The sequence below is a fragment of the Kitasatospora sp. NPDC088548 genome, from assembly GCF_044753005.1.
In the GTDB taxonomy this organism is placed as follows: Bacteria; Actinomycetota; Actinomycetes; order Streptomycetales; family Streptomycetaceae; genus Kitasatospora.
This window is the reverse complement of the sequence record NZ_JBIVMI010000010.1, coordinates 114629-134246: the sequence shown is the minus strand read 5'-3', so window position 1 is coordinate 134246 and position 19618 is coordinate 114629. Positions and strand designations below refer to the sequence as shown.

Here is a 19618-nt window from a genome sequence, read left to right as displayed (position 1 = left end):
GCGAGCCTAGCGCCACCCCACCGGGCCTGACGGGGCGTCCGGTCGCCGTCACACGGACGGCCCTGTCACTCCGGCCTCACCACCCACCACGCCGACACCACCCGTCGCCCTGACACCACCCGTCACGCCGGCCGCCCCCGTCACACCGCCGGCGGCTCGATGTCGGAGTCCAGCCGGAGCCCGGCCTTGACCGCCACCGTGGTCGGGTGCTCCTCGCCGAGCGTGTGCCGGGCCCGGTGGACGCAGTCGGCCCGCAGCCGGGCGGCACGTTCGGCCTGGCCGTCGGCGGCGAGGGAGAGCGCGAGGTTGGAGTTGATGCCGATGGCGTCGTAGTGGTCGAGCCCGAGGGTGTCGCTCATCAGCGGCGCGGCCTCCTCCTCCAGCGCCAGGGCGGCGGCCCCCTCCCCGGCCAGGACGAGGTCGTTGGCGTGGTTCATCATCGCGATCGGGATGTAGAGGTGGTGGTCGCCGAGGACGGCCCGGAACTGGTTCAGGGTGCGCGCGGACAGCTCCCTGGCCTCCACGATCCGGCCGGCCAGCCGCAGGTAGACGGAGAGGTTATTGGCACCGGCCAGCGTGACGGGGTGGTTCTCGCCCAGGTAGTCGCGGTAGCGGGCGAGGGCCCGCTCGGCGAGCTGGATGGCCCGGTCGGTGTCGCCGAGCGCGTTGAGGTCGCTGGCCAGGTTGGTGGCGGAGGCGAGCGTGTCGGGGTGCTCCGGGCCGTTGATGTCCAGGTAGCGCTGGTAGATGTCCTCGTCGATCTCCAGCGCCTCGTTGTACCGGCCGGCCCGGCGCAGCGCCACGGCGAGGTTCTTGCGCGCCCGCAGGGTGTCGGTGTGGCCGTCGCCGATGGTCTGCTGGTAGATCCGGACGGTCTCCTCCAGCAGGTCCAGGGCCTCCCGCAGCCGGCCGGTCTCCCGCAGGTCGCGGGCGTAGTTGCTGGCCGAGGAGAGCGCGTAGAGGCTGTGCGCGCCGAGCGCGTCGCGCTGCTGGAGGTAGTTGCTGCGGTGGCGTTCCAGGGCGGCCCGGCGGTCGCCGGCGAGGTAGTCGGAGACGGCCAGGTTGTTGGTGATCATCAGGGTGCGCGGGTGGTCCGGGCCGAGGGTGCGCCGGGCGGCGTCCAGGGTCCTGCGGTCCAGCGCCCTGGCCTCGCCGTAGCGGCCGAGGAAGCGCAGGTCGGCACCGAGGCTGTTGGCGACGGCGAGGGTGTGCGAGTGCTCGGGGCCGAGGGTGGCGGTGAAGCGCTCCAGGATGTCCTTGTCCATCTCGTACGCCTCCTGGAGGGCGCCCTGGGAGCGGCGGATGTTGCTGAGCTGGGTGCGCAGCATCAGGGTCAGGGCGTCGTTCTCGGCGTCGAAGCCGGGGCCGCCGTAGCCGTCCTGGCGCCAGTGCTCCAGGGTGCGTTCGGCGAGCTCCCGGCCGGCGTCGTGCAGGCTGCGCTTCCACTGGTAGCGGACCGAGTCGATGATCCACTGCCGGACGTCCTCGTCGGCGCTGCCCACGGCGCCGGACGGCCAGAGGTGGGGCAGGAGTTCGGCGTACTGGGGCCAGTTGGCGGGGATGTCGGGGTCGCCCGGGTTGGCGGTGGCCAGCGCGGCGTGCACGACCGCCCGCAGGGCGGGCCGCTCCGCCTCGGCGACCTGGTCCCGGAGCACCGCCTGGACCAGCCGGTGCACGGTGATGGTCTCGCTGCCCTGGTCGGTGCGGGCCAGGCCGAACCGGTTGATGGCGCGCAGGAATTCGCCGATCGCCAGCTTGTCGCGGGGGGTGCGCGGGGGCAGCCGCAGCGCGTGGGTGACGGCCCGGCTGTAGAGCAGCCGCATGGGGATGGCGTCCGGGCCGAAGAAGGCGCAGATCTCCAGGATCTGGGCGGCGGGGGCGTTGAGACCGCGCAGTTCCTCGACCGAGATCCGCCAGGTCGCGGCGGCGGAGTGCGGGTAGTCGGCGGTGCGCAGCCGGGTGCGCTCCAGCATCTCGGTGAGCGCCTCGTCGAGCAGTTCGAGATAGGTGGCGATCGGCATCGACGTCTCCTGGAGCCAGACCGCGGCCTGTCCGACGGCGAGCGGCAGGTCGCCGAGCAGGGCGGCGACCTGGTGGGCGTCGTCGGGGCCGAGGCCGCTGTTGAAGCGGCGCAGCAGCCGGATGCTCTCCTCGCGGGTGAAGACGTCGACCTCGACCAGGCCGGCGTGCTTGGACCAGCCCTGGTTGCGGGAGGTGATCAGCACATGGCCGCCGGAGGAGCCGGCCGGCAGCCAGGGCGCCAGTTCGTCCGGGGTGCCGGCGTTGTCGTACACCAGCAGCCAGCGGCGGTACGGGTGGCCGCGGCGCAGCGCGTCGAGCACGGCGGCGGCGGTGTGCGCGACGTCGTCACTGCTCTGGACGCCGATCCGGGGGGCGAGTTCGGCGAGCTTCTGCGGGATGTTGGCGGGTTCCTCGGCGGGTACCCACCAGACCACGTCGTAGGCGGCCTTGAAGCGGTGCGCGTACTCGGCGGCGATCTGTGACTTGCCGGCGCCGCCGAAGCCGTAGAGGACCTGGCTGAGGACGGCGGCGGGCCCGCCGGTGAAGCGGTTGCGGAGCAGTTCGAGCAGCCGGCCGCGGCCGGTGAAGGAGGCGTTGCGCGAGGGCGCCTCCTGGACCTGCGGGGCGATCCCGGGGAACCGGGCCGGGGCGGCGAACTCACCGCTGTCACCGTCCGGTTGGCGGGTGCTGTTGGGCGGCGGGCCGAACTCGCCGTACAGCTGTGACTCGGCGAGCACGGCGGAGGAGCGGACCAGGTCGGGGACGGCCTGGCCGACGAACGGGCGGGGCACCGGTTCGTCCGAGTCCTGGAGCCGAAAGGCCACCAACGACGGTGCGCCGGTGCCGATTTCGCGCCCGCTCAGGAGCTGCCAGGCGTCGGCGGCGCGGGGCAGCGCGGTGTACTCGGGCGAGAGCAGGGCCAGCAGCCGGCCCTGTCCGTCGAGCGGCCCGGCGGCCTCCGGCGGCCGGCCGCCGGGGTACGGATCGGCGGCGTTGTGCAGCGAGGTCTGGTAGCCGAAGCCGGTGAGGGTGGCGGCCGCCCACTCGGCCCACATCCGGTCCTCGGGGGCGTAGCTGACGAACACCTGGCGGGGCACCGCGCGGGTCGAGCGCAGGTAGGCGCCGTACAGCCGGCGGCGGGCCTCGCCGCTGAGCGGGCGCAGCGCGCGGACCCTTCCGTCGGTGATCCAGCCGGCCAGCCGTTCGAAGGCGTTGAGCAGGCTGCGGGCCTCCTGCGGCCGGTCGGCGACGGTGGCGGGCACCTCCTCGTAGGCGTAGAACGGCTTGTAGGGGACCTCGACGTCGCTCCAGTAGGCGGCCCGGCGCTCGGCGGGCAGCCAGCGGCCGAGGTAGGGCGCGAACGCCTCGCGGGCGAAGTCCCGTCCGGCTTCCAGCCGTTCCTGCTCCGCGTCCTCGACCCGCATGGGGACCGGCAGGACGCGGATGGCCCGCTCCTCGGCCTCGGCGATGGTGCGGGCCGCGTCCACGCCGCCGCGGATGTTCTGGGCGCTGAAGGTGAAGCAGTCGACGACGGTGTCGGGCATCAGGACGGTGCAGATGCCGGAGGTGTCGCTGACGCCGGTGCGGCTGTCGATCAGCACGTAGTCGTAGCCGCGGGCCCAGCGTTCGCGCAGCTCGCGCAGGAACTCCCCGCCCCGGATGTCCCGGCCGTGGTAGAAGCTGCGCCAGTTGAAGCTGGTGACGGCGGCGGAGTAGGCGGCGTTCTGCCGCCCGGCGGGCAGGAAGTCGAGCCGGCCGCCGGGCGGCAGGTCGAGGGCCAGGCCGCAGATGTAGCCGTCCAGCCGCCCCGGCTCGTCCAGCCAGGCGCCGGGGGTGAGGCCGGACGGCCCGGCGGCGGAGGGCAGCGCCTGCTTGACGTAGGAGCGCAGCAGGTCGATCAGGCCGTCGGTGGCGTGGAGTTCGGGGTCGACCAGCAGCGGGTGGTAGTAGCGGTGCAGGCCGGGCGCCTCCAGGTCCCAGTCGACCACCAGGACGCGCAGGCCTCGGCTGGCGAGGATCCAGCCGACGTTGGCGAGCGCCATCGTCCGGCCGGTGCCGCCCTTGAAGGAGTAGAAGGTGACGACCGAACCTGGGCCGGTCCGCTCCAGCTCCGCGCCGGTCTCAGCGAACATCGTCCTGTTCCCCCTTCAGCGGCACTGCCGCCCCGTCCGGGCTGCGGCGCGGCCCTGGCGGCCCCGCCGGAATGGCCAGACCGGGCATCGCCGGTCCGGCCTCCTCGCCACCGGGGCCGAAGCCGAAGGCGGCACCGTCGACATCGTCCCCCCAATCGAAGTTGGCGTCCATCAGCTTGTTCTGAGCGACCGTCACCATGATGGTGAGCTGGTCGTCGAAGCTCTCCCTGGGTACCGCCACGCGGAACAAGTGCTCCGGATCGCTCCGGCGCAACCAGTTGCGGCGGAACACGCCGCGCACGCCCGCCCACAGCGCGTCGCGCTCCGGCCCGGTGGTCGGGTCGTCGGTGCCGGCCGGGACCATCACCCCGGTGACGGGGTGGTTCTGGTCGTCGTACTCGCGCAGCGCGGACCGGTAGAGCTCGCTGCCGGCCACCCACGGGTCCACCAGCAGCACGCTGACCTGGTTGTCCTCACGGGCCTGGTCCAGCTTCTCGCCGAGGCCCGCGCCGATCTCGTCCAGCGTGGTGGTGTGCCCGGCGGAGGTGATCACCTGCTGGGCGCGGACCACCAGCGAGGGCTGGGTCGGCGGGTGGTAGGGCGCCCAGTGCCAGGGTTTGGTGCCGTACCAGCCGCCGCCGCGGACGTCGCCGGGCCCGGCGGACGGCGGCACCGCGTCGGCGGCGCGCCCGGCCGCGACGAACAGCCGGACCATTCCGGCGGTGGGCGCGGGCCGCACCGACGGCGCCACCGGGAAGTAGCCGCGGACGGCGCCGAGGTCGAACTCGGGCAGTTCGCCGAGCCGCCGGGCGGCGGCGTCCCGGACCCGCTCGGCGACCACCCGGACGACCTGCCGGTAGTCGGCGCCGAGCGGGTCGGTGCGCAGCAGGTCGCGCAGGCCCGAGCGGGCGTAGGCGTCGCCCATGTCCTCCTGGACGTACTGGATCTTCCTGACCTCGTCGGGGAGGCCGCCGGGCAGGGTCTCCCAGAGCACCGGTATCAGCGCCGGAACGATGTCGCCGGCCAGCTCCTGGTGGCGGCGGACCCGGCCGCGGAAGGCCGTCCACTCCTTGCCGCAGTACAGGCTGGCGAAGTAGGCCGGGGAGTAGAGCGCGACCATGGTGCGGCAGCGGGCCAGCATCAGGGCCAGCTGCTGCTCCCAGTTGTCGCCCAGGCGTAGCTGTTCGGTGTCGCGGTAGGCGAGTTGCCCGGCGCCGGCGGCGGGTTCGATCCGGCCCAGTTCGTCCCTGAGGTCGTTGAAGAACTGGTCGACGAAGGCGTCCCCCGCCTGGTAGTCACGCCGCGCGTAACTGAAGAAGAAGTACGGCCGCACTGCACCCCCCGGACCCGTTCACAACTGCGCTGCTGTCATACCCAGCATGTCGTGAACCGAGCCGGTCGCGCGCGGGAGTTGGCGAAGCTCGCGGGGCGCGGAGGGGGCGCCGGCAGGCCTCGGCGAGGGCTCCGGAGAGCCGCCCCCGGCCGGGCCCGCGGGGCGGGTCTACAGGGCGGACTGGAAGGCGGCGACGGGTTCGGCGCCGGGGGTGAGGGCGTCGCCGACCACCCGGCGGAGCAGGTCGCCGAGGACGGTGTCGGGCAGCCCCTCCAGCTCACCGGGCGGCAGCGCGGTGACATCGACCAGATCGGAGCCGAGCACAGAGCCGGCTCCGGAGCCGATTTCCGCATCGGTGACGCCCATCAGTCCCTCACTCGGTCTCGCGGCGGAGCGGGCTCGGTTCGCAATCGGACCCGGTCCGCGACGGGCATCCTACACCTGACTGTTTCTCAGCACGGCTGCCGTGCCGCGCCGCTGTCATCCGTCCGGCCGTGCGAATCACCGGCCCGGCCGGCCGGATCACGGCCGGAGCGGCGGGGGTTCACGACCGGAGCGGCGGGGTTCACGGGCAGAGCCGCTCCACCCGCCAGCCCGTCGGGACGGACGGGTCGGCGAGGTACCGGAGGCGGTCGTGCAGCCGGTTCTCGCGGCCCTGCCAGAACTCGACGCTGGCCGGGACCACCCGGTAACCGCCCCAGAACGGCGGGACGGGGACACCCTCCCCCTCGGGGTAGCGGCGCTCCAGCTCGGCGTAGCGCCGCTCCAGCACCTCGCGTCCGCCCACCGGGCTGGACTGCTCGCTGGCCCAGGCACCGAGCTGGGAGCCGTGCGGGCGGGTGCGGAAGTAGGCGGCGGTCTCGTCCCGGCCGACCTTCTCCACCCGGCCCTGGACGATCACCTGGCGGGCCAGCGCGATCCACGGGAAGAGCAGCGCGGCGTGCGGGTTGACGGCGAGCTCGGCGCCCTTGCGGGAGCCGTAGTTGGTGAAGAAGACGAAACCGCGCGGGTCGAAGCCCTTCAGCAGGACGGTGCGCGAGCTGGGCCGCCCCTCGGCGTCGGCGGTGGAGAGCACCATCGCGTTGGGCTCGACCACCCCGGCGTCGTCCGCCTCGTGGAACCAGCGGGTGAACTGGGCGATCGGCTCGGCGGCGAGCTGCTCCTCGACCAGGCCCTCATGGCTGTAGTGCTTGCGCATCACGGTGAGGTCCGGCCCGGGCCGGGCCTCGTCGGCCAGGATCCGGGTGGCGGGGCTCGGGGGCGTCGACTGGGCGCGTTCCGGGGTCTGCACGCCAACATCATCCCGTACGACAAGCAACCGGCACCGCTACCTCAGGACAAACCCCGGTGGGAGATAAGGTGACTCGCCACTGCTTGGCCGCCCGCCATATGGCGATTTGTCCGTAACCTGGCGTTTGGTTCCACGGATTTCCCCGGACGGCCCGGAACCCCGGCGCAAAGTCAACCGGGCCAACGGAAAACATCATCACGGTGGTGTATGGCGCAATGCACCCCGTGCCTGTCACTCTGGCACCGAGTGCCAACCACCCATCGGTCACTGGCGTACCGTCCCACCACGGCGGCCCGCCGATCACAGAACTGAAGGAGCCGTCGCATGTCCGACTTCGTACCCGGGCTTGAGGGAGTCGTCGCGTTCGAGAGTGAGATCGCCGAACCCGACCGTGAAGGCGGCGCCCTGCGGTACCGCGGAGTCGACATCGACGACCTGGTGGGCCACGTCTCCTTCGGCCACGTCTGGGGCCTGCTGGTGGACGGCGAGTTCAACCCCGGACTGCCGGCCGCCGAGCCGTTCCCGATCCCGGTGCACTCCGGCGACATCCGGGTGGACGTGCAGTCCGCCCTCGCCATGCTCGCCCCGGTCTGGGGGCTCAGGCCGCTGCTGGATATCTCCGCCGAGCAGGCCCGCGACGACCTCGCCCGCGCCGCCGTGATGGCGCTCTCCTACGTGGCACAGTCGGCCCGCGGCCAGGGCCTGCCGATGGTTCCGCAGAGCGAGATCGACAAGGCCGGGACGGTCGTCGAGCGCTTCATGATCCGCTGGCGGGGCGAGCCCGACCCGAAGCACGTCAAGGCCATCGACGCCTACTGGACCTCCGCCGCCGAGCACGGCATGAACGCCTCCACGTTCACCGCCCGCGTCATCGCCTCCACCGGCGCCGACGTCGCGGCCGCGCTCTCCGGCGCGGTCGGCGCGATGTCCGGCCCGCTGCACGGCGGCGCGCCGTCCCGCGTCCTCGGCATGATCGAGGAGATCGAGCACACCGGCGACGCGACCGCCTGGGTGAAGAACGCGCTGGACAAGGGCGAGCGGCTGATGGGCTTCGGCCACCGCGTCTACCGCGCCGAGGACCCGCGCGCCCGGGTGCTGCGCCGCACCGCCAAGGAGCTCGGCGCGCCGCGCTTCGAGGTCGCCGAGGCGCTGGAGAAGGCCGCGCTGGAGGAACTGCACAACCGCCGCCCCGACCGCGTGCTGGCCACCAACGTCGAGTTCTGGGCCGCCATCATGCTGGACTTCGCCGAGGTCCCCGCACACATGTTCACCTCGATGTTCACCTGTGCCCGGACGGCCGGCTGGTCGGCGCACATCCTGGAGCAGAAGCGCACGGGCCGGCTCGTGCGCCCCGCCGCGCGCTACATCGGCCCGGGCCCGCGCAGCCCCCGCGAGATCGCGGGTTACGACGCCATCGCGCACTGACCGAAACCCCCGCTGAGCAGCGGGTCCGGCCGTCCCCGGACCCGCTGTTCCCGCAGCTCGTGGCCGTGAAGATCACATCTCAGCGGGCGGACTGCCGTTCCACCCGCGCAACCGCGGCCGGTAGGCTGCGCCCGTGGCTCAGATCCAGATCCCCGCTGACATCAAGCCCGCAGACGGCCGTTTCGGCTGCGGCCCGTCCAAGGTGCGCCCCGAGGCCCTGAGTGCCCTCGCCGCCACCGAGACCTCCCTGCTCGGCACCTCGCACCGCCAGGCCCCGGTCAAGAACCTGGTCAAGCGCGTACGCGAGGGCGTGAGCAGCCTCTTCTCCCTCCCCGAGGGTTACCAGGTGGTGCTCGGCAACGGCGGTTCCACCGCTTTCTGGGACATCGCGGCCTTCGGCCTGGTGCGGGAGAAGTCCCAGCACCTCGACTTCGGCGAGTTCTCGTCCAAGTTCGCCTCCTCGGTCAAGGCCGCGCCCTGGCTGGCCGAGCCGACCGTGATCAAGACCGCCCCGGGCACCCACCCGCTGCCGGTCGCCGAGGCCGGCGTGGACGTCTACGCGCTCACCCACAACGAGACCTCCACCGGCGTCGCGATGCCGATCAACCGCCCGGCCGGCGGCGACGAGGGCTCGCTCGTCCTGGTGGACGCCACCTCGGGCGCCGGCGGTCTGCCGGTGGACATCACCGAGACCGACGTCTACTACTTCGCCCCGCAGAAGTCCTTCGCCTCCGAGGGCGGCCTCTGGCTGGCGTCCTTCTCCCCGGCCGCCCTGGAGCGCGCCGCCGAGATCGCCGCCTCCGGCCGCTACATCCCGCCCTTCTTCGACCTGCCGACGGCCATCGACAACTCGTCGAAGGACCAGACGTACAACACCCCGTCGATCGCCACCCTGTTCCTGCTGGCCGACCAGCTGGAGTGGCTGAACGGCAACGGCGGCCTCGACTGGGCCGTCGCCCGGACGGCCGACTCCGCGAGCCGGCTGTACGGCTGGGCCGAGAAGTCCTCCTTCGCCAGCCCCTTCGTGGCGAACCCGGCCGAGCGCTCGCAGGTCGTCGGCACGATCGACTTCGACGACGCGGTGGACGCGGCCGCCGTCGCCAAGGCACTGCGTGCCAACGGCATCGTCGACACCGAGCCGTACCGCAAGCTGGGCCGCAACCAGCTGCGCATCGCGATGTTCCCGGCCATCGACCCGGCGGACGTCGAGGCGCTCACCGCCTGCGTCGACTACGTGGTCGAGCAGCTCTGACACCCGCGCACACGTGAGGGCCACCGCCTGCGGGCGGTGGCCCTTTCGCGTTCCGCCCGGGGCCGCGCACGGCGCCGGGACGCGTCACTCCGGCCGGCGCGTCACTTCCCGATCAGCGAGCTGATCACCACGACGGCCAGCAGCAGCACCAGGGCGCCGGTCACGATACGCATACGAGTCTTGGGATCCACGGTCAACGAGCGTACCCCCGGCCCTCCCCCGGCCGGACGCCGAGGTCCGGGAGCGGCCCGCGGCGGCTCAGCTCCAGCGGGCCAGTGGCCAGCGGCGGACGGTCTCGTAGTGCGCGAAGCCGCCGTCCAGGTCGCTCTTCATCAGGTGCAGCCCGGCGGCCTCCCACTCCGGCCCCCGGTACGCGCCGAGCGCCTCGGCCATGCCCTCCAGCTCGGCCGCCGCGACCCGCTGTACGGCCCGCCGGTGGCCCCGGGAGGAGCCGGCCCTGGCCAGGGTCAGATGCGCGTGGAAACGGAACGCGTCCACCTCGCCGACCAGCTCCGCGGTGGCCTCGTTCACCGCCTCGGCGAGCCGCCGCAGCGCCCAGGTCTGCCCCTCCACCCCGGCCCAGAGCACCCGGTCGCCGAACCGCCCGGCGCCGGACAGCCGCAGCCGGTGCGCCGGGTGCAGCTCCGCCACGGCGGCCAGGCCCGCCTCCAGCTCCGGCAGCCGCTCGGCCGCCACCCCGCCGAGGAAGGCCAGCGTCAGGTGCCAGCCCTCGACGGCCGTCCAGCGCAGCCGGTCCGCCCCCGGCAGCTCGCGTACCGGGGCGACCGCGTCGGCAAGCCCCTGCAGCGCCTCGACCGGTGGCAGCACCGCCACAAAAAGCCTCATGAAGCCATCTTCCCGCGCGAGCCGGTCTGGGCTAGAACGGCTGTCGTGAACAACACGAGCAACCTGAAGATCCGCACCGGCGGCCCCGACGACATCGCCGAAGTCCTCGCCCTGCTCGACGGCGCCGTCGCCTGGCTCGTCGCCCGCGGACGCGCCGGCCAGTGGGGCGACCAGCCCTGGAGCAGCCGGCCGGCCGCCGTCGAGCGCGTCGAGCAGTACGGCCGGGAGCCGTTCCTGATCCGGCTCGCGGTGGACGGCGACGGGCGGGCCGTCGGATCCTGCGTCCTGTCCGAACAGGCGCCCGAGTACGCCACCCCCGCCGGCGAGCGCGAGCTGTACGTCCGCAGCCTGGTGACCGACCGGGCCCGCTCGGGCTCGGGCATCGGCGCCGCGCTGGTCGCCGACGCCGTCGAGGAGGCCCGAGCCCGGGGCATCGGGCTGATCCGGGTGGACTGCTACGCGGGCGGCGACCGCCGGCTGGTCGGCCAGTACCTGGCGCTCGGCTTCACCGAGACGGAGACCTTCGAGGTCGACCAGCCGAACGGGACCTGGCACGGCCAGATCCTGGCGATCCGGATCTGGCGTCGAGTCAGCCACCGGGCGCGCGAGGCGCATCCGGCGACTGACGCGTCATCAGCAGGCGGCGGCGAGCTCCGACCTGGCGGGCGCGGTGGTCCGCGGCACGAAGGCGACCACCCGGCCACCGCGTCCCGGGTGCAGGTCCACCCGCACCCTCAGGTCCGCACTGCGGGCCAGCACCAGGCCGACCGTGACGGCCGCCAGCGCCGAGACCGCGCCACAGGCCAGCAGCCCGAGCCGGGGCCCGTACGAGGCCGTCACCCAGCCGACGACCGGCGCGCCGATCGGGGTGCCGCCGGTGAACACCAGCACCAGCAGACCCATCACCCGGCCCCGCATCTCGGGATCGGTGGCCAGCTGCAGCGTGGCGTTGACCGAGGTGTTGAAGCTCAGGCCGAACACCCCGATCAGGGTCAGCAGCACCGCGAAGGTCCAGTAGCCGGGCGCGAAGGCGGCCACCACCTCCAGCATCCCGAAGGCCAGCGCCGCGGCCACCAGCCGGCGCAGCCGCGGCACGCCCCGGCGGGCCGCCAGCAGCGCGCCGGCCAGCGAGCCGACCGCCATCGCGGTGTTCAGCAGGCCGTACTGCCCGGCACCCACCTTGAAGGTGTCGTAGGCGAAACCGGAGAGCAGCGTCGGGAAGTTGAACCCGAAGGTGCCGATGAACCCGGCCAGCACCATCGGCCAGAGCAGTTCGGGCCGCTCCTTCACATAGCGCAGCCCTTCGCGCAACTGCCCCTTCTGGCGGGCGATCGGCTCGATCGGGCGCAGTTCGCTCTGCCGCATCGCGAGCAGCCCGCCGATCACGGCGGCGAACGAGAGCGCGTTCACCGCGAACGCCCAGCCGCTGCCGACCGCGGCGATCAGCAGGCCCGCGACGGCGGGGCCGACCAGCCGGGCGGTCTGGAAGTTGGCGGCGTTCAGGCTGACCGCGTTGGCGAGGTCCTTCGGACCGACCATCTCGGAGACGAAGGCCTGCCGGGTCGGGTTGTCCACCACCGTGACCAGGCCGAGCAGCAGCGCGAACACGTACACGTAGTACGGCGTCACCACGCCGCCGATGGTCAGGACGGCGAGGCCCGCGGCGAGCAGGCCCATCGCGCCCTGGGTGCAGATCAGCAGCCGGCGCTTGGGCATCCGGTCGGCGAGCACACCGCCGAAGAGGCCGAGCAGCAGCATCGGCAGGAACTGCATGGCGGTGGTGATACCGACGGCGAACGGGCTGCCGGTGAGGCTGAGGACCAGCCAGTCCTGGGCGATCCGCTGCATCCAGGTCCCGGTGTTGGAGACCACTTGGCCGGCGAAGTAGTAGCGGTAGTTGCGGACGCGCAGCGAGGAGAACATCCCCCCGGGCCGGGTGAAGCGGGCGGCGGGCGGGACGGAAGCGGCGGGGGTGGCCGCCGCGGTGCGTTCGTCGGGGTCGTCGTCGCCGTTGCCGGGCAGCCCCGTCGGGGCGGGTGCCTGGGAATCGGCGGCCGCGGCGGTGGCCGCGGCGGGGTCGGTGGTCGGGTCGTCGGTGCGGATGGCGGCGGCGCTGGCTGCGGCCGGCGGTGTCACGTTGGTCTCCCCTCGCGGCGCGACGACCCGTGGGGTGGTCGTCGCGCTCCTGGTGTCAGTGATCGGTCCTGCGGTGATGCGGTACTCCTTTGCCCTCCGGCGGCTGACCGGAACGGATATGCCTACAGGTGTGCGAGCTTGTAGAGCACGGGCGCGGCCTGCCGGAGGGCGGCCCACTCGTCCTCGTCGAGCCCCTCGGCGAGCTCGGCGAGCCAGGCGTTGCGACGCCGGCGGCTCTCCGCCAGGATCACCTCGGCCTGCTCGGTGCTGCTGACGACCACCTGCCGGCGGTCCTCGGGGTGCGGCTCCCGTCGCACCAGGCCCTTCTCCTCCAGCATCGCGACGATCCTGGTCATCGAGGGCGGCTGCACGTGCTCCTTCCGGGCGAGCTCACCCGGCGTGGCCTTGCCGCATCGCGCGAGGGTGCCCAGCACCCCCATCTCGGTAGGGCTGAGCGACTCCTCGACACGCTGGTGACGCAGACGACGGGAGAGGCGCATGGTGGACGATCGCAGCTGACTGATCGCTGCGAGGTCCTGCTCGGACATCTCGGGCATGTTCTTTAGCCTACGTCATTACTCTCGCTAAGGAAAATGCGTTCCCCCGCGCGGCACCATCCCCACCTCCTGACCGCGCCGAGCGGCACCGTGAGCGCGATGCTGGTCGTGATCCGATCTGCACCACCCCTCAGCAGAAGGGCCGACCAGAAATGTCCGACGCCGCCGCCGAGCAGAACGACACCGGCTTCGCCCGCCTCGCCATGGTCACCATCGACTGCGCCGACCCGGTCGCGCTGGCCGCGTTCTACGGCGAGCTGCTCGGGTGGGAGACCCGGCACGTGGACGAGAACTTCGCCATCCTGGACAACCCCGAGGGCGGCAGTCCGCTGGGGTTCGGCCGGGTGCGGGGGTACCGGCCGGAGCAGTGGACCGAGCCGGACGGCGGCAAGCACTTCCATCTGGACTTCTACGTCGACGACCTGGAGCAGGCCACCGTCCGCGCGCTCGCCCTCGGCGCGACCGAGCCGCGGTACCAGCACGGCCGCACGCTGAAGGTGCTGATCGATCCGGCCGGCCACCCGTTCGGCCTAGCGCCATTGGAGTGACGCCACGACGCGGGCGCCCCATCCCCGCGTGGCGCGCCGTGTGCCGCGCCATGTGTCGCGCCGACGGTGAGGGCGCCGCACCGTCGGCCCACGGTGCGGCGCCCTCGCCGCCCGGTCAGTCCGCGCGTCCCAACAGCCCCACCAGGCGCTCCGGCGTCCGGAGCGGGGTGACCTTGTGCACGAAGCCGCGTCGCAGCTCGTGGTACGGCTCCCCGTCCCGGAAGAAATTGCGGTGCATCCGCCGGAGCTCCTCCGCCCGGTACTGGGCCAGCGGCTTGACGTCCTCGTCCTCGGTCCGGCGGCGCTTCTTCTCCAGCAGCCGGCCGGCCAGTTCCGGCGCACCGGCCAGCCGGGACGCCTCCCGGGTCACCCAGCGGCGGAACTCCGCCGCGTCACCGCCGAAGGTCCGGTCCACCAGTCCCAGCCTTCTCGCCCGCACCGCGCCGACCGGCAGGGCGGCCGAGGTCAGCCGCTCCGCCTGTTCGGCGCCGACCCGGCGTGGCAGCGTGTACGTCCAGTACTCGGAGCCGTGCAGGCCGAGCAGCCGGTAGTGCGGGTTGAGCACCACCGACTCGCGGCACCAGACCTCGTCGGCGGCGATGGCCAGCATCGCCCCGCCCGCGGCCGCGTTCCCGGACAGCGCCGAGACGGTCAGCTTGTCGGTGGTGGTGAGCACGGCCTCGACCAGGTCGTCCATCGCGATGATGTTCTCCCAGGACTCCAGCGCCGGGTACGAGCCCCCCTCGATCACATTGAGGTGGATGCCGTTGGAGAAGAAGTCCCGGGCCGCACCGAGCACCAGCGCCGCGGTCGGCCGGTCCACCGCCGCCTGGTAGGCGGCGAGCAGCCGACGGCACTGGTCGGTGCTCATCGCCCCGCCGGGGAAGGAGAATTCGAGGAACCCGACCTCGTCCTGCTCGTGGTACCGGATCTCCGACCAGGTCTCCCGGCGGGCCGCGTCGACCGGGCTGACCGGCACCTCCCGGACCCCGTACAGCTTCTCGGCCAGCACGGCCGCGGCCGGCCGCGTGAAGGTCGCCGGCCCGCCCGGGGTGCGGCGCGGACGCAGCTGCGGGATCCAGACCGCGCCGTCCACGGTGGCGCGGCAGATCGCGCCGTCCCGGACGGCGATCACCGCGCCGGGCCTGCTGCCGCGCAGCTGGTCCTCGGGGTGGCCGCCGTGCAGGAAGTACTCGCGCCCGTAGAGCTCGTCCAGCACGCCCGGCTGCGAGTCGCCCGCACGCAGCTTGCGCAGCACGGTGTCGGTGTCGTCGACGGCCCAGTCGATCCGGCGGATCTCCTGCGTGAGGAAGGGCCGCTGCCGGCCGCGGATGTCCGGCCGGTCGTAGTCCAGCGGCTCGGGGGTGAAGAGGCCGCCCTCGAACCGCCGCACCGCCAGCAGCACGGCCTCCACGGCCGCGTCGGCAACCTCGCACCGGTACAGCTCACTCTTTCCGCACTCCGGCACCTGGAAGTTGACGGACGCCCAGATGTCCCCGGCGTCCATCTCCCCCACCGCCTGGAGGACGGTCACGCCCCAGCGCTCCGCGCCCCCGATGATCGCCCAGTCGAGCGAGGACGGACCGCGGTCGCCCTTGGGACCGGGGTGCACGATCAGGACGGTCCGGGTGGACCAGATGTCCTCCGGGATCGCCCTGGTGAGCATCGGGCAGACGATCAGCTCGGGGTCGGTCCAGGTGACGGAGGCCCTCATCTGATCGTCACCGAGGGCGAGTTGGACGCCGACCTTATGGCCCCGCTCGCGGAGCTCGGTGTGGATCCGCTGGGTCAGGCTGTTGAACGCGTCGGCGATCAGGAGAATGCGCAAGGGTGCCTCCAGGCAGTGACGGATGTCAGTGCGCGGAGGCGATGCGACCAGGATCCGGAAACACCCGACGACTACGGTCGGCGCTGTCCGGCCCGGTTTTCGCGAACCGCGCATACCTTGTTTTCGGCAGCCCGCGAACCCTGCTTGAACTCCTCACGACCCCCTGTTCCCGCAAAGCGCCCCGCGCGCCCCGTCTCAGCGCGGAAAGGCGCGGCGGGCCCGCCAGGTGGTGTGCTCGCGTGAGACCGCGTCCTCCGCCTCCGCGGCCAGCCGGCCCCAGCGCGCCTCGGCGTCCGGAGCCTTCAGGTCGAGGTCGGAGAGCTGGTTGCCGACGTTCTCCAGCTCACGCGCGGCCAGTTGGTACGCGGCGGCCAGCGGACGCAGTTGCTTCAGCTGGGTCCAGGCGATCACCGCCGCGGCCGCGGCCGAGCTGGCGCCGAAGATGTGCACCGGCAGCGCGCCGACCGCCTGCGCGATCGCCGCCGCCGCACCGACGATGATCAGCGTGGCGATGCCCAGCCCCCAGGACACCGCCTGCGACTCGCACGCCTCGGCCCGCGAGCGGTACCAGGTGCGCTGGCCCTCGACCCGGGTGCGCAGATAGAGCGTTCGGCGTGCGATCAGGCTGTCGGACCGGACCCGGCGCATCTCCGCGGTGATCTCCGGAACGGTGCCCGGCGGCACGATCTCCGGGTCCTCGAAGGCCCTTAGCACGTCCTCCAGTTGGAGCAGGTAGCCGTGGTCCACCTCCGCCGACTCCGCCTCGCCGTCGAACGGCCGCGCCCGCATCGAGTACTTCCAGGCCAGCGTCTTCACCGACTCGGCCGCCGCCCTGGCCTCGTACCAGCGCCCCTGCGGGTTGCCGCGCCGCAGCCGGGACCAGAAGTAGCCCGCGACGAGGAACGCCACCACCGAGAAGAGCGGCGTGATGTCGCTGTCCCCCCGGTGCTCGGGCCCCGGCAGCGAGCCCACCACCGCCGCGACCACCAGCATCGCGATCAGCCCCCGGTACCAGCGCAGCGTCTCGCGCTGGCCGTCCAGGGACGCCTTGTCGGCCGTCCAGAACAGCTCAGGCAGCAGCTTCGCCTCGTCTCCCCCGGGCGGATCCTGTTGCACCATCGGCCGCGCCCCCTCCACGTCTCCCGTCCAGGCAGTATGCCCGCCGTCAACTTCCCTACACAGGGACCTTTTTGGAACTCCCCGTCAACCGGCGGTTGTCCACCCGCCCGGCGACCACTACTGCACCAGGTAGAGGGCGGGCCCACTCGGGCAGGCGTCGTACTGCGCCGTACCGACCATGGTGATCGTCGAGCCGTTGTCGGTGATGATCTTCAGGGCGCTGATCGGCCACTTGGTGGAGTTGTCCAGCAGGAAGGCCGCCGGCCGGCCCGGCGCACCCACCACCGTCTGCCCGACGAACAGCGAGGCCCCGTAGGGGATGCTGTAGAAGACCTCGGGGGTGGTGAGGACGAAGTTCCTGGTCACGTCCTGGATCGGCGGGAGACCGGCGGACTGCAGCCGCAGGCCTCCGTCGATGAACGCCGGCGGCAGACCGGGCACCTGGATGCCATAGCCTTCGAACACCCGGGCGACCTGGCCGGGAGCCATCGATGCGCAGGACCGACCCGCCGACACGTCCACGCCCGCATGCGCGAGGCCGGTCGGAGCGACGGGGCTGGCGGTCGCGTTGACGATGTCGACCGGGACGACGCCGCATCGGCCGCCGACCGGAGCGACCGCGTGCCGGTCCGGCCGCGAGACCAGCCCCGGCCCTTCGACCACGGACCGCGGCATGGCGACATCGGCGAAGGTCCGGGACGAGAAGTCGGGCGAGAGGAAGGTCAGCCTGGAGTCGGGGCCGTCGGAGTGCGCCACGATCCACGAGTCCAGGGCGTCGCTGTACTGCAGGTCGACGCTGTAGTAGTTGCCGATGCCGTTGTACGCCGTGTGGTTGGCCGCCGTCCGGGGCTGGAAGCCGCCGGCGGTCAGCTCCTCCACCCCGGACTGGAAGCCCGGATCGGCGGACCGCAGGAGGTACTGGCCCGCGCCTTCGGGGAAGCCCTGGCCGTTCTTCGGCGAGGAGGCCGCCCCGGTGGTGTCGGTGTACATGAGGTAGAAGCGCCCGTCCAGGTACGAGACGGCCGGCTGGCCGGCGCCATAGCCGTTTCCGGTGTCCTGCCGGTAGGCCGGGGTGACGATCGGCGCACCCCCGTTGGCCCTGGTCCAGTTGATGCCGTCGGCGCTGGTGGCGACCCCGATCCCGGTGGACGCCCCCCGGCCCGCGCAGGCCGCCGTAGTACAGGTAGTAGATGCCGTTGACCCTCAGCACCGACGGATCGCAGGTGTGCTGCCCGTCGAAGGTCGCCCCGCCGGTGGGCGAGAAGACCACCTGGTAGGGGGCGTTGCTGCCGCGGGCGTGGAACGGGCCGTCCAGCGAGGACGACTCGGCGTAGAAGATGTGGTCGCCCGGGTGGGCCGCGTCCGACCCGCACCACCACATCCGGTACAGCCCGTCCCGCATCACCGAGGGAACGTAGTTGTAGACGCCTCCCGCGTCGACCGACCCGGGGCTGGTGCGGGCTGCACTCACCGTCAACTGGCCCGGCAAGACGCCCTGTTCGGCCGCCTCGCCTACCCCCGGCGAGCCCGCCGGCACCCCGCACAACACTGCGAGGACGGCAACCGTCCGCCGCGCCCGCCGGATCCACCCACGCACCATCAGGCCTCCCCGGGCAAGAAGCATCCGCTTCGGCACTGCCACGGCCGAATGTAGCCACCGATCGCGTCGGCCCACCAGGGCGCCTGCCCGGGGGCAGGTCCGCCCGGCGGACAACCGCCTTGGCCGTCAACGCGGTTGCCGCCGAACCGGGCCGGCGTTCCACCGCACAGGTGATGTGCGCACGGCTCCGCCCCGCGCGTCCCACCCGACGGACGCCCGGACTGCTAGGGATGGCGTCATTCCGCCCTCTCCCGTGGGCGGTGGATGCCGGACCGGTGGAGGACGCAGATGAGCGTGGCACAGCGCGTGACAACGGGCGGGACCCCGGGGGACCAGAACGATGACGACGACATCTCGGACGTCTACCCGGACGACCGCCAGTGGGTCGACACCCGCATCCAGCTGATCCGGGAGAAGCTTCAGCCCCTGAAGACGCCGGTGCAGCGGATCCCGCTGCCACCGAAGCTCGCGGGACTGGAGCTGCACATCAAGAAGGAGTCCGAGCAGCCCTCCGGCAGCCACAAGCACCGCCTCGCCGAGGCGCTGCTCACCAACGCCCTCGCCAGCGGGCAGCTGACCGCCAAGACGCCCGCGATCGAGGCGTCCAGCGGCTCGACCGCCGTCTCCGAGGCGTGGTACTGCCAGCAGCTCGGCATCGAGTTCTACGCGGTGGTGCCGGAGAGCACCTCGAAGGAGAAGCTGGAGCTGATCAAGCAGTACGGCGGCACCCCGGTCCCGGTGAAGGGCGACATCGTCGCCCAGGCCCAGGCGTTGGCGGTGACGAAGAAGGGCTACTTCCTGGACCAGTTCACCTATGCCGAGCGGGCCTACGACTGGCGCGGCGAGCACGGCCTCGCGCCGGAACTGCTCGGCGCGGTGCCGGAACTGGACTGGTTCGTCATGGGCGCGGGCACCGGCGGCACGGCGACCTCGGTGGGCCGCTACGCCAGGTACGCCCAGACCAGGCTGCGGGTCTGCGTCACGGACCCGGACCACTCGGCGTACTTCCGCGGCTGGCGCGACGACGACCGCACGGTGAAGGACCAGGGTTCGCGGATCGAAGGGATCGGCCGGCCGGAGGTCGAGCCGTCGTTCCTGTTCCCCATGGTCAACCGGATGATCCAGGTGCACGACGCGGCGTCCGTGGCGACCATGCGGGTGGCCGCCGACGCCGGGTGGGGCATCAAGGCCGGGCCGTCGACCGGCACCGGCCTGTTCGGGGCGATCCGGATCCTGCTCACGATGCAGGAGAGCGGCCGGAGCGGAAAGGTCGCCACCCTGATGTGCGACTCCGCCGACCGCTACCAGAAGGAGTACTACGACGACGCCTGGCTGAAGGAGAAGGGGATCGACTACAAGCCCTGGGTCCCCACCATCGAGGAGTTCTTCAAGACCGGCGGCTGGCACCCGCCCGTCGACGTCGAGCCCACGCCCCGGCCGGCCACCGTCCTCTGGAACATGTGACGCGACCCGCCGCCGGAAACCGCTACTCGGGCCGACCGCGAACGCCGTGAGCCCTCCCGCGCGAC

General features: G+C 72.5%; 14 protein-coding genes and 1 pseudogene. 5 read left to right on the top strand and 10 right to left on the bottom strand.

The window, feature by feature from the left end:
- Nucleotides 1-140: 140 nt before the first annotated feature.
- The 4 genes from fxsT to pdxH all read right to left on the bottom strand — a co-directional run bounded on the left by fxsT (nt 141) and on the right by pdxH (nt 6685).
- Nucleotides 141-4154: an FxSxx-COOH system tetratricopeptide repeat protein gene (gene fxsT / locus ACIP82_RS15465; RefSeq protein ID WP_400653707.1), complete on the bottom strand. Its 4014-nt coding sequence runs from the start codon at nt 4152-4154 to the stop codon at nt 141-143.
- On the bottom strand, nt 4144-5487 hold the full coding sequence (locus ACIP82_RS15460) for a TIR-like protein FxsC (protein ID WP_363607884.1): 1344 nt from the start codon (nt 5485-5487) through the stop codon (nt 4144-4146). Before ACIP82_RS15460 ends, fxsT begins: the two co-directional genes overlap by 11 nt.
- 168 nt (nt 5488-5655) lie before the next feature.
- On the bottom strand, nt 5656-5853 hold the full coding sequence (gene fxsA, locus ACIP82_RS15455) for an FxSxx-COOH cyclophane-containing RiPP peptide (RefSeq protein ID WP_363607885.1): 198 nt from the start codon (nt 5851-5853) through the stop codon (nt 5656-5658).
- A gap of 199 nt (nt 5854-6052) precedes the next feature.
- Nucleotides 6053-6685: a pyridoxamine 5'-phosphate oxidase gene (gene pdxH, locus ACIP82_RS15450; RefSeq protein WP_363607912.1), complete on the bottom strand. Its 633-nt coding sequence runs from the start codon at nt 6683-6685 to the stop codon at nt 6053-6055.
- A gap of 417 nt (nt 6686-7102) precedes the next feature.
- Here pdxH and ACIP82_RS15445 point away from each other — a divergent pair, with 417 nt between their 5' ends.
- Both ACIP82_RS15445 and serC read left to right on the top strand, forming a co-directional pair.
- Nucleotides 7103-8203, top strand: coding sequence for a citrate synthase 2 (locus tag ACIP82_RS15445; RefSeq protein WP_400653706.1), 1101 nt, complete (start codon nt 7103-7105; stop codon nt 8201-8203).
- 133 nt (nt 8204-8336) lie between these two features.
- Nucleotides 8337-9455, top strand: a complete 1119-nt coding sequence (gene serC, locus ACIP82_RS15440) for a phosphoserine transaminase (protein WP_363607887.1) — start codon at nt 8337-8339, stop codon at nt 9453-9455.
- Nucleotides 9456-9713: 258 nt separating this feature from the next.
- Here serC and thpR read toward each other — a convergent pair whose 3' ends face one another.
- Nucleotides 9714-10301: an RNA 2',3'-cyclic phosphodiesterase gene (gene thpR / locus ACIP82_RS15435; RefSeq protein WP_363607888.1), complete on the bottom strand. Its 588-nt coding sequence runs from the start codon at nt 10299-10301 to the stop codon at nt 9714-9716.
- A 45-nt stretch (nt 10302-10346) separates the two neighbouring features.
- Here thpR and ACIP82_RS15430 point away from each other — a divergent pair.
- Nucleotides 10347-10748, top strand: a pseudogene (locus ACIP82_RS15430) (GNAT family N-acetyltransferase); the annotation flags it as partial.
- Between the two features lie 186 nt (nt 10749-10934).
- Here ACIP82_RS15430 and ACIP82_RS15425 read toward each other — a convergent pair.
- Nucleotides 10935-12437, bottom strand: a complete 1503-nt coding sequence (locus ACIP82_RS15425) for an MFS transporter (protein WP_400653705.1) — start codon at nt 12435-12437, stop codon at nt 10935-10937.
- 122 nt (nt 12438-12559) lie between these two features.
- Nucleotides 12560-12994, bottom strand: coding sequence for a MarR family transcriptional regulator (locus tag ACIP82_RS15420; protein WP_363607891.1), 435 nt, complete (start codon nt 12992-12994; stop codon nt 12560-12562).
- Nucleotides 12995-13146: 152 nt separating this feature from the next.
- Between ACIP82_RS15420 and ACIP82_RS15415 the strand changes: the two genes are divergently transcribed.
- The gene (locus ACIP82_RS15415; RefSeq protein WP_363607892.1) at nt 13147-13542 is read left to right on the top strand and encodes a VOC family protein; all 396 of its coding nucleotides are present in this window, start codon (nt 13147-13149) and stop codon (nt 13540-13542) included.
- Nucleotides 13543-13657: 115 nt separating this feature from the next.
- Here ACIP82_RS15415 and ACIP82_RS15410 read toward each other — a convergent pair whose 3' ends face one another.
- The 3 genes from ACIP82_RS15410 to ACIP82_RS15400 form a co-directional block, all read right to left on the bottom strand.
- Complete coding sequence (locus ACIP82_RS15410) at nt 13658-15370, bottom strand: hydrogenase maturation protein (protein WP_400653704.1); 1713 nt, start codon at nt 15368-15370, stop codon at nt 13658-13660.
- Between the two features lie 195 nt (nt 15371-15565).
- Nucleotides 15566-16489 (bottom strand): DUF4231 domain-containing protein, encoded by a 924-nt coding sequence (locus ACIP82_RS15405; RefSeq protein ID WP_400653703.1) that lies wholly within the window; start codon nt 16487-16489, stop codon nt 15566-15568.
- A 117-nt stretch (nt 16490-16606) separates the two neighbouring features.
- Nucleotides 16607-17479 (bottom strand): hypothetical protein, encoded by an 873-nt coding sequence (locus ACIP82_RS15400; protein WP_400653702.1) that lies wholly within the window; start codon nt 17477-17479, stop codon nt 16607-16609.
- An 898-nt stretch (nt 17480-18377) separates the two neighbouring features.
- Between ACIP82_RS15400 and ACIP82_RS15395 the strand changes: the two genes are divergently transcribed.
- Nucleotides 18378-19553 carry a PLP-dependent cysteine synthase family protein gene (locus tag ACIP82_RS15395; protein ID WP_400653701.1) on the top strand — a complete coding sequence of 392 codons (1176 nt, stop codon included), beginning with the start codon at nt 18378-18380 and terminating at the stop codon, nt 19551-19553.
- Nucleotides 19554-19618 lie beyond the last annotated feature (65 nt).